This window comes from Bradyrhizobium sp. AUGA SZCCT0177 (assembly GCF_018130125.1).
Lineage (GTDB): Bacteria > Pseudomonadota > Alphaproteobacteria > Rhizobiales > Xanthobacteraceae > Bradyrhizobium.
Map to the genome: position 1 here is coordinate 88,096 of NZ_JAFCMA010000005.1, position 13,772 is coordinate 101,867.

The following is a 13,772-nucleotide window of genomic DNA, read 5'->3' on the forward strand; positions in this document are numbered from 1 at the left end:
AGCAGCTACACTTCGCCGGTAAAGCTTGCGTCTCGATGGCACGAAGCGACGCGATGTCCGCGGTACGGAAAAACCGTGCCCTACTCCGCCGCCTCGACGCGCTGGCCGGCCGACGCGCCCAACCCCTCCAGCGCCTTCTTGATCGCGGCCTGTTGCGTTACCGATGCTTCCGGCATCGGCGCGCGCGGATAGGTTTTTGGCATTCCCTGCAGCGATTGCGCGTAGCGCGTGCAGGCCGGCAGATTGTCTGAGACTACAGCGTTCCACAGCGTCAGCAGTTTCTTGTGCAGGTCGAGCGCGCGGACGTGATCGCCGGCCTTGACCGCATCCCACAGCTCGACCGAGGCATGCGGCGCGGCCGTGAGGATCGCGGCGATCGAGCCGTGCGCGCCGAGCGCGTAAGACGGATACATCAGCGCGTCGACCGCGCTGTAGATCAATTTATCCGGCGCCATCATCATGAGATCGGCGAACAGTTTCAGATCGCCGGCGCTCTGCTTGACCCCGACCACCAGCGGCACCTCATTCATGATCCGCGTCAGCAGCGCGGGCGACAGATACGACCACGGCACCACGTTGTAGATGATGATCGGCATGCCGGTCTCGTCGGCCATCCGGCGGAAATGATCGACCATTGCCTGATCGTCCGGCTTGAACAGATAATGCACCGGCGTCACCTGCAGTGCCGCGACATCCATGTCGCGCACCAGTTTGCCGCGCCGGATCGCGTCGCGTGTGGAGTCGACGATGATGCCGGCGATCACGGGCGCGCGGCCCTTGGCGGCTTCCACCGTTGCCGCCACCAGGTCGCGATACTCTTCATGATCGAGCGTATGTCCCTCGCCGGTCGAACCGCCCGCCGCCAAGCCATGGCTGCCGGCGCCGATCAGCCAGTCGACTTGCGGGGCGACCTGCTTGAAATCGATCTCGCCGTCTTTGCGAAACGGCGTTGTCATCGGCGGTATCACGCCTGTCGGGCGTATTTTCATGATCGACCCCTTGCGTTTCCGTTTCCCAAATCCGACGCCGCTCTTTGGCGGATAGTCTCGATCGGCGGATGAAGCCTAACCGTTGCCGGATGGGCAATCCAGTTCAGACATCGGTGGGCTGGGTCGTGGCGACGTCATAACGGACGGAGACGCGGCTCCAAGTTCGAGCGGCACAAACATCTGAATCTTTGCACGAAAAAACCCCGACAGTTGATGCCGGGGCTATTCGCTCGCTTAGCGGGGCGGCTTCGGCGGACCAAAGGGGTTACGGGGCGGAAGGTGCGTGGGGCCGGTGCCCAGCCTGCCGCCGGTCACGATATCCAGATGGTGCGTCGTCAGTTCGACCGGCTTGTCAGTCCTGCGTTCCATGGTGCGTCTCCCGCCGCTGTCCCGGTGCAACATTGCCTCGGTATGACCGGGACCATGACGGATCGGCGACGGCCGCGCTGTTCCCCAGGTGACAGCCGGACCGGAACGGAAGTGGCCTCAGCCTTTCTCTTGGCCCTTCCAGACCGTCGTCACTTGCAAGGGCTGACGGGCTTTCGCGTTTAACCATACTAAAACTCAGGGCGACGGCGGGAGTGCGCCTGTAGTATGTTTGCGGCTATTGGATTTATTAATTTTGGTGCCTTATGAACGACGCGTATTTCAAGGAGCAGTCCCGGCGCGTCCGCGCGATTGCGGACAAGGCCGATCCCTTCACGAAAAAACGACTGCTTGCGCTCGCCGAAAGCTACGATGCGCGGATTGGACGGCCCTCAAAGGCAACGCGACAGCTGCCCTTCGTCGCGATCAATAATGAAAAACCCGCCGATCAGCGCGACGACGGCGAGACCGCGCGCTGATTGTGGCAACTTCCGCATAGCGATCGCCGCTCGCATATTCCGCGATAAGGCATTACGCCCGTACGCGACAAGGGAGCGCAGGCGGAAACGGTTCGGCAAAATGGGCGTGACGGCGCGCGCGGTGCATGCCAGTATCGGCAATAATCAAAGCGCGCGCACGTCGGACGAAGCGCCGCTGCCAGGGAGGGGACTGCAAAGCGTTCGCGTAAGCGGACGCGCTGCAAGCGTCTGCGTAAGCGGACGCGCCGTTTGTTGGCCTAACGGTCCGTTGGCGTCGCATGGGACAACAGATTGTCCATCGCCTGCTGATTTCGTTCCCCGCTTTGCTCGGGGTTCTCTTCCTCTGTTTTTGTCTGTTGCAGGTGGTGCCGGCTGATCCCGCAATGATCATCGCCGGTCCCGACGCCAAGGCCGAGACCATCGCGGCGATCAGGCTCGAGCTTGGCCTCGACCGCTCGATCCCGGTGCAGTTCTTCGAATACATCATGCGGGTTCTGCGCGGCGATCTCGGCCGCTCGATCATCTCCAACCGGATGGTGAGCGAGGAACTCGCGATGACGATCGGTCCAACGGTCGAACTGATGCTCGGCGCGATGCTGATCGCGGTGCCGAGCGGGCTTGCGTTTGGAACGCTGGCCGCCGTCAATCGCGGCCGCCTCGCCGACCGCATCATCATGGCCTGCTCGGTAGCCGGTGTTTCGATGCCGGTGTTCTTCATCGGCCTGATCCTGATCCAGTATGTCGGTTTCAAATGGGCGTTGCTGCCGTTCACCGGCCGCACCGGGCCGATCTGGGACGGCGGATTGCCGAGCCTGATCCTGCCCGCGACCACGCTCGGCCTCGTGCTGATCGGACCGATCGCGCGGCTGACGCGCACCGCTGTGCTGGAAGTGCTGGGCGCCGATTTCGTGCGCACGGCGCGCGCCAAGGGGCTGCGCGAGACGGCGGTGATCGTCCATCACGCGCTGCGCAACGCCATGATCCCGGTCGTCACCCTGATCGGGCTGCAGGCGGCCTTCCTGCTCGGCGGCGCCGTCGTCACCGAAACGATGTTTTCCTGGCCCGGCGTCGGCCGGCTTGCGGTCGGCGCCATCGTCTCCAGCGATTTCCCGACCGCGCAGGGCGCGATCATGATCCTCGCCATAGCCTTCCTGTCGATCAACCTGATCGTCGACGTGCTCTACGTCTATCTCGATCCCAGGGTGGCGCGCCGATGAGCGTTCAGGCCCTTGAACCCGTCTTTGTCGCCGAGCCCGAAACCGGCGCATTCGCCCGTGCCGGCGTGCTGCGGCGCCTCGCGCGCGACCGGGTCGCGGCCGGGGCGGCGTTGACGCTCACCACCATCGTGGCCGCGGCGGTTTTCGCGCCCTGGATCGCGCCCTACGACCCCTACTTCACCGACCTCACCAAGGTCATGCAACCGCCGGGCGCCGAGCACTGGTTCGGCACCGACAACACCGGCCGCGACGTGCTGAGCCGCGTCATCTTCGGCACCCGCGCCACGTTGATGCTCGGGCTGGTCGGCGTCATCATCGGCGGCCTGTTCGGCGGCGTGCTCGGCATTCTCGCCGCCTACTACAGGCGGCTCGACGGCTGGATCATGCGGCTGGTCGACGTGATGCTGGCGTTCCCCGCCATCCTGATCGGGCTCGCGGTCGCCGCGATTTTCGGCGCCGGCCTCACCGCCGTGGTCATCGCGCTGGTGGTCGCCACCGTGCCCGACGTCGCGCGGGTGGCGCGCGGGGCCGCGGTCGGCGTCATGGGCCAGGAATTCATGGAAGCCGGCCGCGCGGTCGGCGTCACCGACGGCGCACTGATCTGGCGCTATCTCACGCTCAACTGCATCTCGACGATCTTCGTGTTCCTGACGCTTCGCTTCGGCCAGATCATCCTGATCGGCTCGGCGCTCGGCTTCCTCGGCATGGGCGCGCAACCCCCGACCGCCGAACTCGGCATGATGGCGGCCCAGGGGCGCGACTTCCTGTTCATGGCGCCGCACATCGCGACGATCCCAAGCTGCGCGATCTTCGTGATCGTGCTGGCGGCCAACCTTCTGGGCGACGCGTTCCGCGACGTCCTCGATCCGAGGCTGCAGACATGATCAGAACCGTTCTGGGTGTGGCATTGGCAATGGGCGTCGCGGGGGCCGCATCGGCCCAGACGCTGACCTTGATGAAGGGCATCGACGCGCCGCATTACGACGCGCAGCGCACCACCTGGGGTCCGACATCCGACATCGTCAACATGTTCCAGGACACGCTGGTGGCGCTGGACTGGGACGGCCGCACGCCGATCCCCTATCTCGCCAAGTCCTGGATCATCAGCGAGGACGGCCGGACCTATACGTTCAAGCTGCGCGACGACGTCTCGTTCTGCAGCGGCAAGAAATTCACCGCCGAGGACGTGATCTACAGCTTCAAGCGGCTGAAGGATCCCGCGATCAAGGGGCCGTACGCCTGGCGCGCCGGCAGCATCAAGGAGTTGCGCGCGCCTGATCCCTACACCGTCGAATACGAACTCGAGGAGCCCTACTCCGAGCTGCTGTTGCAGCTCACCATGTTCACCAACGTGATCCACAACAAGGAAAGCGTCGAGGCGCTGGGCAAGGACTACGGCATCAAGGGCGCCGACGGCACCGGGCCGTGGTGTTTCGATTCATGGCAGCCGCGCACCGAGATCGTGCTGAAGCGCCACGCCGCCTACAAATGGGGCCCGTCGATGTACCAGAACAAGGGCCCGGTGAAATTCGAAAAACTGGTGGTCAAGATCGTGCCCGAGGAATCCAGCCGGGTTGCGGCGATGATGGCCGGCCAGTTCGACATCACCCACCAGTTTCCGCACCAGTTCATCACCCAGGCCAGGGCCGCCCCGATGCTCAACGTGAGCGAGGCGAAGCCGAATTTCCAGCTGCTTTATTTCGGTTTCAAGACCACGCGGCCGATGGTCGCCGACAAGCGCGTGCGCGAGGCCATGAGCATCGCCATCAACCGCGCGGAGATCGCCAAGGGCATCCTGCTCGGCAACGCCACGGCGGCCTTCACCATCGTCGACAAGGATGCGCTCGACCACGATCCGAAGACGGCCGGAATCGTCAAGGAAGACCTCGAACGCGCCAGGAAGCTGCTCGACGATTCGGGGTGGAAAGTCGGCGCCGACGGCGTGCGCGAAAAGGACGGCACCAAGCTGGCGCCGAAAGTGTACTACACCGCGAACGCCAACTCGGCCAAGGTCGCCGACGCGATCCAGGGATACTTGCGCAAGATCGGCGTCGACTGGCGGCTCAACCCGCAGGACTCGACCATCGCGGCGGCCAAGATGGCCGAGCAGGATTATGAAATCTGGTCGGTGACGGTGCCGTATCTGTCGGCCGGCGATCTCATGAACATCTACTTCGATTCACGCAACATCCCGACGCCGAACCGGATGAACTGGAAGGACGCCGAGACCGACGAGTGGCTGAAGCTCGGCCGCTCGGCGCTGACCGAGGCCGATCGCGCCAAACATTACGCGATGGTGCAGCAGAAGGTCATGCAGGAGCATCTGTGGATCCCGGTCCTCAACATCAACATGGACCAGGTCGCCAACAAGAAGATCAAGGGCGCGCGGCCGCACATGATCTACCAGAACACCTTCTACAAGGGGTTGGACGCGTCGCTATAGGCAAGCAACAACAAGGAGCAAACGATGCGCGGATTGTTCACGACGGCTGCGGTGCTGCTCGGAGTGGTGGGAGCCTCCCCGCTCGAGGCGCAGACCCTGAAGATGATGAAGTCGCTAGATGCGCCGCATTATGACGGCCAGCGCACCACCTGGTCGCCCTCCTCCGACATCGTCAACATGATTCAGGATACGCTGGTCGCGATGGACTGGGACGGCAAGACGGCGATCCCTTATCTCGCCAAGTCGTGGACGATCAGCGAGGATGGCAAGACCTACGTGTTCAAGCTGCGCGATGACGTGCAATTCTGCAGCGGCAAGAAATTCACCGCCGCCGACGTGATCTATTCCTTCAAGCGCCTGACCAGCACCGAGCTGAAAGCGCCGCTGGCCTGGCGCGCCGGCAACATCAAGGAACTGCGCGCGCCCGACCCCTACACCGTCGAATACGAGCTGAACGAGCCGTTCGCCGACTTGCTGCTCCAGCTCACGATGTTCACCACCGCGATCCACAACCAGGAGAGCGTGGAGGCGCTCGGCAAGGATTACGGCATCAAGGCGATCGACGGCACCGGTCCCTGGTGCTTCGAGAACTGGCAGCCGCGCACCGAAATCGTGCTCAAGCGCCACGACGCCTACAAATGGGGCCCGTCAATGTACCAGAACAAGGGCCCGGTGAAATTCGAAAAACTCAGCATCAAGATCGTGCCGGAGGATTCCAGCCGCGTCGCCGCGATGCTGGGCGGACAATTCGATGTCAGCCACCAAATCCCGCTGCAGTTCATCCAGCAGGTCAAGGCCGCGCCGACCCTCAACGTGCAGGAGGCGCAGCCTAACTTCCAGCTGATGTATTACGGCTACAAGACCACGCGGCCTATGGTAGCCGACAAGCGCGTGCGCGAGGCGATGAACATCGCGATCAACCGCGCCGACATCGTCAAGGGCATCATGCTCGGCAATGCCGAACCGGCCTACACCTTCATCGACGACAAGGCACTCGACTTCGCCGCGTCCACCAAGGGCATCATCAAGGAGGACGTCGAACGCGCCAAAAGGCTGCTGGACGAGGCCGGCTGGAAGGTCGGCGCCGACGGCATCCGCGAGAAGGACGGCGTCAAGCTCGCGCCGAAGGTGCTGTTCACGCAGGTCGCCTATTTCGGCCGCGTCTCCGAGGCGATCCAGGGCTACATGCGCAAGATCGGCATCGACTGGAAGATCGTCGGCTTCGATTCCACGATCGCGCCGGCCGAGATGGCCAAGCAGGACTACGAATTGTGGACGGTGACGTTCCCCTACATATCGGCGGGCGACCTCCTGAACTTCTACTTCGATTCGAAGAACATGCCGGCGCCGAACCGGATGAACTGGAACGACCCCAAGACCGACGAGTATTTGAAGATGGGCCGCGCGTCGCTGACCGACGCCGATCGCACCAAATACTACGCGTTGGCCCAGCAGCGGGTCACCGAGGAGCATCTGTGGATGCCGGTGATGAACATCGCGATGTACACCACGAGCCAGAAGAAACTGAAGGGCGTCCGTCCGCACATGCTCTATCAAAACACCTTCTACAAAGGCCTGGATTACTCGTTCTGATGGAAAACCTGCTCGAGGTCCGCGGCCTCAAGACCCATTTTGCCACCGACCGCGGCCTGTTTCGCGCCGTCGACGGCATCAGCTTCAACGTACCGCGCGGCCGTACCGTCGGTCTCGTCGGCGAATCCGGCTGCGGCAAGAGCGTGACGTCGCTCTCCGTGATGGGCCTGGTGGCGAGCCCGGGCAAGGTCGAGGCCGAGGCCGTCATGTTCGGCAATCGCGACGTGCTGAAACTGTCGGCCGACGAGCGCCGCCGGCTGCGCGGCGGCAAGATGTCGATGATCTTCCAGGAGCCGATGACCTCGCTGAACCCGGTCCACACCATCGGCCAGCAGATCGTCGAAGCTATACTCGCCCATACCCAGTTGTCGCCGCAGGCCGCGAAAGCGCGCGCCATCGAGATGCTGGAACTGGTGCGGATTCCATCAGCGAAGCAGCGCATCGACGACTTTCCGCATAATCTGTCGGGCGGCATGCGCCAGCGCGTCATGATCGCGATGGCGCTGTCCTGCGAGCCGGCGCTGCTGATCGCCGACGAGCCGACCACCGCGCTCGACGTCACCATCCAGGCCCAGATCCTCGATCTGCTCGGCGAATTGCAGCGCCGGCTCGGCATGGCGATCCTGATCATCACCCACGATCTCGGCGTGATCGCCGAGGTCGCCGACCAGGTGCTGGTGATGTACGCCGGACAGATCGTCGAAAGCGCTGATGTCGCCGATCTGTTTGCCGATCCGCAGCACCCCTACACGATCGGCCTGCTCGGTTCGATCCCGCGCCTCGACGTCGACCGTATCAGGCTCGCCACCATCGAAGGCACGGTGCCGAGCCCCAACAACCAGCCAAAGGGCTGCCGCTTCGCGCCGCGCTGCCCGTTCGCCGACCGGCGCTGCCGCGAGGCGCCGCCGCCGCTGCGCGAACTCGCGCCGGGTCACCTCGTCGCCTGCTGGAAGGCCCCGGTCGAGGTGGCGTCATGAGCGCGGTCCCGGTGCTGCAGGTCGACGGCCTGGTGAAGCATTTTCAGCTCAGCCGCGGCATCATCCTGCGCAGACAAGTGGGCCTTGTGCGCGCCGTCGAGGACGTCAGCTTCGAGATCGGCCGCGGCGAGACGCTGGCGCTGGTCGGCGAGTCCGGATGCGGCAAGTCGACGACCGGACGCCTGGTGCTGCGCCTGATGGACCCGACGGCGGGCTCGGTTCGTTTCAAGGGCGAGGAAATCGCCAATCTCGGCAAGGATGAACTGCGGCGGCTGCGCCGGCACATGCAGATCATCTTCCAGGACCCCTACGCCTCGCTCAATCCGCGCATGACCGTGGGCGAGATTTTGGCCGAACCGCTGCGGGTGCATGACATCGGCGATCCCGCCTCGCGCGAGACGCGGGTGAGCGAGCTTCTCGATATCGTCGGCCTGCTGCCCGAACATGCACGGCGCTATCCGCATCAGTTCTCCGGCGGGCAACGCCAGCGCATCGGGATTGCGCGGGCGCTGGCCGTCAATCCCGATCTGATCATCTGCGACGAGCCGGTATCGGCGCTCGACGTCTCGATCCAGGCGCAGATCGTCAACCTGCTGCAGAATTTGCAGCAGCGTTTTGGTCTCTCCTATCTGTTCATCGCGCATGATCTGGCGGTAGTAAAACACATCAGCGATCGCGTCGCGGTGATGTATCTCGGCAAGCTGGTCGAGATCGCTGACAAGAAGACGATCTACGCAAAGCCGCTGCACCCCTATACCCACGCGCTGCTGTCAGCGATCCCGAAGCCGGACCCGAGCCTGCGCACCAAGCGCGTCATGTTGCAGGGCGACGTGCCGAGCCCGTTCAACCCGCCGTCCGGCTGCCGCTTCCATACCCGCTGCCTGCACGCCCAGCCGCGCTGCTCGGCGGAGGAGCCGAAGCTGCGCGAGGCCGCGCCCGGCCATCGCGTGGCCTGTCATTTCTTCGAGACGATCCAGGCCCCTGTCATCGTCGCGCGCGCCGGCGCTGCGAACGGAAAGTTCGCCGAACGGCTGGCCGCCTTTGAGGCGGCCAAGCACGCGCGAACGCCGGCCTGACGTATCAGCAGGCCAATATGGGCGAGGCCTTGTCGTAATGCTTGATAAACACAAACGGGCTGGGCGTGGCTTTTCCCTTGCCGCCGCTGACATTGGCGAGCTCGCGATCAGACAGCGCGTCGGCCTGACGGTCCCGCTCGCATGATTCAGCGCGATTGATGATGGTGCTCATGGTGACGGCTCCCTTTCGATCGAGGTCGGATCATTGCTGATGAAGGGGATTTAGCCGCCCGGCCGTCGCCGTCGCTGTGACATCAATCACAGTCCCTAACCTTTCACCGGGGTCAGGATGGTTTGGCATCATCCAGCCACCGGAGCGCATCATGACCGCATTTCAGACACAGCCGAACGTCGACCAACGGGCCGCCGCGACCACCGAACTTTGCGCGACCGAACTGGATGCGGTGATTGGCGGCACGTCCTGGTTTGAAGTCCTGAGCAATATTTTCAAAGCGCAGAACGAGACGCGCAAATCCATCGCCGAGAACATTCGGTAAGAAGTTGTTGCGGTGCGATTGACCGAACCGGAGCCAGCTACTGGTTGACAAGCCAACGAGAGCGGATCGTAATACTACCTAAGATCGATCAATGGGGCGAACGGCAGCGCTGGCGCAATGCCAAGCGGTCCGGCTCCCAAAGCGTCGCTCCCAAAGCGTCTTGGCTTCCTGAACGTCTTGCTTCCTGAACGTGTTGGCTTCGAGGGCAGCGACCGCGGGATACCGCGGCGCTCAGCAATGGGGAGGATGGTCGTGATTGAATCTCTCATCGTCTGGCTGATCATCGGCGCGATCGCAGGCTGGCTGGCCGGGCAGATCGTCAAGGGCTATGGCCTCGGCCTGGTCGGCAACATCGTGGTCGGCATCGTCGGCGCCGTGATCGCCGGCTGGCTGTTGCCGATGATCGGGTTTGTCCTGGTCGGAGGCTATCTGGCCGCGATCGTCAACGCCGTCATTGGCGCGGTGATCCTCCTGATCATTGTCGGCTTCTTCAAGAAGTAGTCCGTTCAAGAACCAGCTTCGGCCGTTCGCAACGATGCGGAAGATCTTGTGCGCCGCGGCAACGCTGTTGAAAGAGGCGGCCCCAGCACGGGGGGAGAGCTGAGGCCGCCTTTTGCCGAACGCGACGGGGCTGGTTCGCGTCCGGACGTGCCCGACCAAGCTCCCCGGCAATAATTTGTTCCCAACAGACGGCGGCGGCAAAAATTTCGGGGGCATCAGCCGGGAACCAACGGCGACGCCGCGGATTATGAGTTTCGTGGTGGGGTGCCCATCATCATCTTGCGGCTGGGGGGCCGTTTTCCAGTGACCGAGGAGCTCGACGACGAATGGATGGTGCCGAAGTACCAGTGAGTTTTGATGTTCCTGCCATCATCCGCAAATGGCCGTCGCTTCACAACGCCCGCCGCCTCGACAGCTCCGGCCCCTATATGGTGTTCGAGGGCACGCTCGATGAGTGCATGAGGGAATTCATGGCCAAGCCTGAATCGACCCGGCACCTGTACGAGATTCTGACAGCGCCGCAGCCGCCAATGATCCCCGAGGTCCTGTCCGCCGAGCACGTCGCCGAGCTGGTGCGGCTGCGCGAATTTCTTTAGCAGAAGCGGGCTCACCGGCGTTGCCGGCAAGCTGGCGCGCGCCTTAGGCCAGAAAATTCATTAACCAGCTAGCGCTATGGTTCGGGCAATCGCGGACGGCTCCCAAGGCCCCGCGAGACGTAAACGCGTAGGGAAACCCACCGCCTCAACCCGGTGGGTTTTTCCGTGGGAAGGCCGCCGCCAATGTCATTATCATCAGCCAAGAATTATGCGCTGCGCGCCGAACGCTGTCAGGACGCCAAGGAAGCCGCCGACCTTCTGGCAAAGGCGATCTTGGAATTGGCGGCATCGATCGAAGCCACCGACGCAAAAGTGAAGAAGATGAACAAGTCGGGCTGAGATTCCGCCTCCCACCCGGCGGCCCCCTGCTCGCCTTTCAGAACCTCGGCGCAGGATATCCCGCTTTCGTGAATCCGGGCCCGCAATCGGGCACGCCGGTTCCACGCGGGTTCCGCGTTTACGTTAAAATCACATCATCGACCAAGCCGAATAGCCCCGGTGCTAAATGATTTCTTAACGAGGGGATCATGATCAACGGACGCAAAAACGCTGTCGTCGGACTGACCACGATTTTCACTTTTGTGATCGTCGAACTGGCCGTGGTCGTTTGCGCGGTCGGATTGGTGCTCGAATTGGTGTTCGACGTGGACGTTCCGCTTCTTGCTTTCAACGACGAGTGAAGGCGGAGGACGGCGCCCTCATCTGTATTTCGACGGTGAGACCCCTTCCGCGATTGAGATGGTGGTCGTGCTGCCAAAGGTCCTTCAGTAAGCCATCATCGAAACCGGTTGGCGATCTGTAGCGTGCCCCACGATCCAACCACTGTGAGGATCGCCATACCTGCCAACAAGATGTACAGCAGAGGGTGCTGCGAGGACGCGAGCGACCCTTCCACGTGCAGCTGCGGAAGTATCATTTCCATGGCCATGCCAACGAAGATGGCGGCTACGAAGCCGCCAATGACCGAGGCGACGATATTCACGATCCATCCAAGCGCGCCGCGCTTCTTTAACCAGGCCTCGTAAATCCCCACGGCGAGCATGGTGAGAAAAAGGATCAGCATGATGGTCAGCGGACCGCCCACGCTTGACGCAGTGCCGATGAGGCCTTGCAGTATCATAGCCAGTACGGCGAGCAGTGCGATCGTCTTCATCGCGCAAGAGCCTCCCACGGTTCTTCAGTGACCCAGCAAAAAGAGCGTGAAGCCAATCGCGATAAAGCCGAAACCGACAAGGGCTTCCACGAGTTCGGCAGCTCTTCCCACTCGAAGAATTTGGGTATGGCGTGGCCGGTGGCAACGAAGAGGGTTTCCGCAATCACACTGAGCGCGCTTCCAAGCATTCCGATTGGTCGCACCAGACTCGCTGTGGTTCAACTGCCGCCGATTTCATGACGCGCGCGCCGGCGGCGCCACCGAGGCCGAGGAATCCGGCGCGACGGTCAAGATGATCCAGGGCGCGCTGACCCACCAAGGAGAGCACGACGCTGCGTTATATTCGCCGTCGCTCCGAGAAGATCACCGGCGCCGTTGCGGATCTGCGTAGCGCCAAACGTGCCGCCGATAATGAAGGCAGAACAGGGTAAGAACCGCGCGTCAGAATCACGCCAGAATCGCTTTGGGGAAAGGTAGGGGAATCAATCAGTTAGATGGTCGGAGCGAGAGGATTTGAACCTCCGACCCCTAGTCTCCCAGACTAGTGCGCTAACCGGGCTGCGCCACGCTCCGATGCCGTTCCATTAGCTGCGATCGGCGCCCTGCGCAAGGCGCGCGATCCGACCCGCAAACGAGCCGGAATCGGCCCCGAACCACCCGCCTGGTCTTTTGTTTTGACGCGTTTTCTTCACGCGAACCGGGGTCCATCCCGCATCAAGTGCGGGACAGGCTTTCACTCGAAAACGCTCTGGCGCCGGTTCCGGCCCTGCCCTCAGCCGTCCTTCAGCGCGTTATCCAGCAATTGCCGGCAGGCCACCAGGTCCTGCAGCACGCGTTCGAGGCGTTCGCGGTCGGGGCCGCCTACCGGGCCGGGCACGGCAGCCGCCTTGCCCTTGCCAAAGGGGGCGAGGATACCGTCCTCATCGGTATCGACGAAGCGGTAGTCGATTTCCGTGGCTTCTCCCTCGTAATCGTCGTCATCGGATCCGGCGAGCGCACCTGCGCCCTCTTCCGGCTCCTGCAGGCTGAGGCCGATCGCCTCCTCGACCGCGCCGAACGAGACGGCGGAGTTCTGGTCGCTAAGACCCTGCACCGATTTGATGCCGTGTTCTTTCAGGATCCGCTGCACGCCGCGGATGGTGTAGCCCTCGCCGTACAGCAGGCGGCGGATGCCCTTGAGCAGGTCGACGTCGTCGGGGCGGTAATAGCGCCGCCCGCCGCTTCGTTTCATCGGCTTGATCTGGGTGAATCGCGTTTCCCAAAATCGCAGCACGTGCTGGGGAATGTCGAGATCGTCCGCGACCTCGCTGATGGTACGGAACGCATCCGGCGCCTTGTCCAAATGCTTAGCTCCTCTCAGCTCAAGAGAATGAAGAGAAACTCTAAACGCTTAACCTGACTATCTTCACGCGTTTTGTTGACGCGAACCGGTATCGGCTTCACTCACAAAGGCTTCAATCGTCCTTGGCGTCGCCGTTCGTCACCGCGTGACCATTGATGCGCTGCTTCAAAATGGCCGACGGCTTGAACACCATCACGCGTCGCGGAGAGATTGGTACTTCGGTGCCGGTCTTCGGGTTACGTCCGATCCGTTGACCCTTCTTGCGCACCATGAACGAGCCGAACGACGACAGCTTCACCGTCTCGCCCTTCTCAAGACAATCGGTGATCTCTTTCAAAACGAGTTCGACGAACGCAGACGACTCCGTTCGCGACAAGCCCACCTTCTGGTAGACCGCCTCGCACAAATCGACGCGTGTGACTGTTTTTCCTGTCCCGGTCATCGCCTGCCCCGCACTCTCGGCGAACAATTTATTCTCTGAAATTATGAGGTTAGCACGCAATGGTCAACAGCGACCATCATGCACACGCATGAAACAGCGCA

The 13,772-nt window shown here is 62.6% G+C and carries 19 protein-coding genes and 1 tRNA gene; 13 read left to right on the forward strand and 7 right to left on the reverse strand.

Annotated elements, in window-relative coordinates; translation table 11 throughout:
- Positions 1-80 precede the first annotated feature (80 nt).
- Complete coding sequence (locus tag JQ597_RS07580; RefSeq protein WP_212263597.1) at positions 81-989, reverse strand: dihydrodipicolinate synthase family protein; 909 nt, start codon at positions 987-989, stop codon at positions 81-83.
- Between the two features lie 234 nt (positions 990-1,223).
- Entirely contained in the window at positions 1,224-1,358 is a 135-nt protein-coding gene (locus JQ597_RS38055; RefSeq protein WP_283813401.1) for a hypothetical protein, read from the reverse strand.
- 263 nt (positions 1,359-1,621) lie between these two features.
- On the opposite strand from JQ597_RS38055, the gene JQ597_RS07585 reads away from it, so the two are divergent.
- The 7 genes from JQ597_RS07585 (at position 1,622) to JQ597_RS07615 (ending at position 9,140) form a co-directional block, all read left to right on the forward strand.
- Positions 1,622-1,834 carry a hypothetical protein gene (locus tag JQ597_RS07585; protein WP_212263598.1) on the forward strand — a complete coding sequence of 71 codons (213 nt, stop codon included), beginning with the start codon at positions 1,622-1,624 and terminating at the stop codon, positions 1,832-1,834.
- A gap of 278 nt (positions 1,835-2,112) precedes the next feature.
- Positions 2,113-3,051, forward strand: coding sequence for an ABC transporter permease (locus tag JQ597_RS07590; protein WP_212263599.1), 939 nt, complete (start codon positions 2,113-2,115; stop codon positions 3,049-3,051).
- Entirely contained in the window at positions 3,048-3,935 is an 888-nt protein-coding gene (locus JQ597_RS07595; protein ID WP_212263600.1) for an ABC transporter permease, read from the forward strand. Before JQ597_RS07590 ends, JQ597_RS07595 begins: the two co-directional genes overlap by 4 nt.
- A complete protein-coding gene (locus JQ597_RS07600; RefSeq protein WP_212263601.1) occupies positions 3,932-5,494 on the forward strand; it encodes an ABC transporter substrate-binding protein in 1,563 nt (520 codons plus the stop codon). Before JQ597_RS07595 ends, JQ597_RS07600 begins: the two co-directional genes overlap by 4 nt.
- A 24-nt stretch (positions 5,495-5,518) precedes the next feature.
- Positions 5,519-7,087, forward strand: a complete 1,569-nt coding sequence (locus JQ597_RS07605; RefSeq protein ID WP_212263602.1) for an ABC transporter substrate-binding protein — start codon at positions 5,519-5,521, stop codon at positions 7,085-7,087.
- Entirely contained in the window at positions 7,087-8,064 is a 978-nt protein-coding gene (locus tag JQ597_RS07610) for an ABC transporter ATP-binding protein (protein ID WP_212263603.1), read from the forward strand. The genes JQ597_RS07605 and JQ597_RS07610 overlap by 1 nt, the downstream gene beginning before the upstream one ends.
- Positions 8,061-9,140, forward strand: a complete 1,080-nt coding sequence (locus JQ597_RS07615; RefSeq protein ID WP_212263604.1) for an ABC transporter ATP-binding protein — start codon at positions 8,061-8,063, stop codon at positions 9,138-9,140. Before JQ597_RS07610 ends, JQ597_RS07615 begins: the two co-directional genes overlap by 4 nt.
- Before the next feature lie 4 nt (positions 9,141-9,144).
- On the opposite strand, the gene JQ597_RS07620 is transcribed toward JQ597_RS07615, so the two are convergent.
- Positions 9,145-9,312, reverse strand: coding sequence for an Hcp family type VI secretion system effector (locus JQ597_RS07620; RefSeq protein WP_212263605.1), 168 nt, complete (start codon positions 9,310-9,312; stop codon positions 9,145-9,147).
- A gap of 151 nt (positions 9,313-9,463) precedes the next feature.
- Between JQ597_RS07620 and JQ597_RS07625 the strand changes: the two genes are divergently transcribed.
- The 5 genes from JQ597_RS07625 to JQ597_RS07645 all read left to right on the forward strand — a co-directional run bounded on the left by JQ597_RS07625 (position 9,464) and on the right by JQ597_RS07645 (position 11,414).
- The gene (locus tag JQ597_RS07625; protein ID WP_212263606.1) at positions 9,464-9,637 is read left to right on the forward strand and encodes a hypothetical protein; all 174 of its coding nucleotides are present in this window, start codon (positions 9,464-9,466) and stop codon (positions 9,635-9,637) included.
- Positions 9,638-9,883: 246 nt separating this feature from the next.
- On the forward strand, positions 9,884-10,138 hold the full coding sequence (locus JQ597_RS07630) for a GlsB/YeaQ/YmgE family stress response membrane protein (RefSeq protein WP_192733557.1): 255 nt from the start codon (positions 9,884-9,886) through the stop codon (positions 10,136-10,138).
- Between the two features lie 326 nt (positions 10,139-10,464).
- Positions 10,465-10,734, forward strand: coding sequence for a hypothetical protein (locus tag JQ597_RS07635; protein WP_212263607.1), 270 nt, complete (start codon positions 10,465-10,467; stop codon positions 10,732-10,734).
- Between the two features lie 183 nt (positions 10,735-10,917).
- A complete protein-coding gene (locus JQ597_RS07640; protein ID WP_192733559.1) occupies positions 10,918-11,073 on the forward strand; it encodes a hypothetical protein in 156 nt (51 codons plus the stop codon).
- A 188-nt stretch (positions 11,074-11,261) separates the two neighbouring features.
- Positions 11,262-11,414: a hypothetical protein gene (locus tag JQ597_RS07645; RefSeq protein ID WP_212263608.1), complete on the forward strand. Its 153-nt coding sequence runs from the start codon at positions 11,262-11,264 to the stop codon at positions 11,412-11,414.
- A 95-nt stretch (positions 11,415-11,509) separates the two neighbouring features.
- On the opposite strand, the gene JQ597_RS07650 is transcribed toward JQ597_RS07645, so the two are convergent.
- On the reverse strand, positions 11,510-11,887 hold the full coding sequence (locus JQ597_RS07650; protein ID WP_212263609.1) for a hypothetical protein: 378 nt from the start codon (positions 11,885-11,887) through the stop codon (positions 11,510-11,512).
- A gap of 27 nt (positions 11,888-11,914) precedes the next feature.
- On the opposite strand from JQ597_RS07650, the gene JQ597_RS07655 reads away from it, so the two are divergent.
- Positions 11,915-12,127: a hypothetical protein gene (locus JQ597_RS07655; protein WP_212263610.1), complete on the forward strand. Its 213-nt coding sequence runs from the start codon at positions 11,915-11,917 to the stop codon at positions 12,125-12,127.
- 255 nt (positions 12,128-12,382) lie between these two features.
- On the opposite strand, the gene JQ597_RS07660 is transcribed toward JQ597_RS07655, so the two are convergent.
- The 3 genes from JQ597_RS07660 to JQ597_RS07670 all read right to left on the reverse strand — a co-directional run bounded on the left by JQ597_RS07660 (position 12,383) and on the right by JQ597_RS07670 (position 13,671).
- A tRNA-Pro gene (locus tag JQ597_RS07660) sits at positions 12,383-12,460 on the reverse strand.
- 199 nt (positions 12,461-12,659) lie between these two features.
- Complete coding sequence (locus JQ597_RS07665) at positions 12,660-13,229, reverse strand: MerR family transcriptional regulator (protein WP_212263611.1); 570 nt, start codon at positions 13,227-13,229, stop codon at positions 12,660-12,662.
- A gap of 112 nt (positions 13,230-13,341) precedes the next feature.
- Positions 13,342-13,671: an integration host factor subunit alpha gene (locus JQ597_RS07670; RefSeq protein ID WP_192734233.1), complete on the reverse strand. Its 330-nt coding sequence runs from the start codon at positions 13,669-13,671 to the stop codon at positions 13,342-13,344.
- Between the last annotated feature and the right edge of the window lie 101 nt (positions 13,672-13,772).

Coding starts and splice junctions, on each gene's coding strand:
- JQ597_RS07580 (WP_212263597.1), bottom strand. CDS start 989: ATGAAAATACGCCCGACAGGCGTGATACCGCCGATGACAACGCCGTTT.
- JQ597_RS38055 (WP_283813401.1), bottom strand. CDS start 1,358: ATGGAACGCAGGACTGACAAGCCGGTCGAACTGACGACGCACCATCTG.
- JQ597_RS07585 (WP_212263598.1), top strand. CDS start 1,622: ATGAACGACGCGTATTTCAAGGAGCAGTCCCGGCGCGTCCGCGCGATT.
- JQ597_RS07590 (WP_212263599.1), top strand. CDS start 2,113: ATGGGACAACAGATTGTCCATCGCCTGCTGATTTCGTTCCCCGCTTTG.
- JQ597_RS07595 (WP_212263600.1), top strand. CDS start 3,048: ATGAGCGTTCAGGCCCTTGAACCCGTCTTTGTCGCCGAGCCCGAAACC.
- JQ597_RS07600 (WP_212263601.1), top strand. CDS start 3,932: ATGATCAGAACCGTTCTGGGTGTGGCATTGGCAATGGGCGTCGCGGGG.
- JQ597_RS07605 (WP_212263602.1), top strand. CDS start 5,519: ATGCGCGGATTGTTCACGACGGCTGCGGTGCTGCTCGGAGTGGTGGGA.
- JQ597_RS07610 (WP_212263603.1), top strand. CDS start 7,087: ATGGAAAACCTGCTCGAGGTCCGCGGCCTCAAGACCCATTTTGCCACC.
- JQ597_RS07615 (WP_212263604.1), top strand. CDS start 8,061: ATGAGCGCGGTCCCGGTGCTGCAGGTCGACGGCCTGGTGAAGCATTTT.
- JQ597_RS07620 (WP_212263605.1), bottom strand. CDS start 9,312: ATGAGCACCATCATCAATCGCGCTGAATCATGCGAGCGGGACCGTCAG.
- JQ597_RS07625 (WP_212263606.1), top strand. CDS start 9,464: ATGACCGCATTTCAGACACAGCCGAACGTCGACCAACGGGCCGCCGCG.
- JQ597_RS07630 (WP_192733557.1), top strand. CDS start 9,884: ATGGTCGTGATTGAATCTCTCATCGTCTGGCTGATCATCGGCGCGATC.
- JQ597_RS07635 (WP_212263607.1), top strand. CDS start 10,465: ATGGATGGTGCCGAAGTACCAGTGAGTTTTGATGTTCCTGCCATCATC.
- JQ597_RS07640 (WP_192733559.1), top strand. CDS start 10,918: ATGTCATTATCATCAGCCAAGAATTATGCGCTGCGCGCCGAACGCTGT.
- JQ597_RS07645 (WP_212263608.1), top strand. CDS start 11,262: ATGATCAACGGACGCAAAAACGCTGTCGTCGGACTGACCACGATTTTC.
- JQ597_RS07650 (WP_212263609.1), bottom strand. CDS start 11,887: ATGAAGACGATCGCACTGCTCGCCGTACTGGCTATGATACTGCAAGGC.
- JQ597_RS07670 (WP_192734233.1), bottom strand. CDS start 13,671: ATGACCGGGACAGGAAAAACAGTCACACGCGTCGATTTGTGCGAGGCG.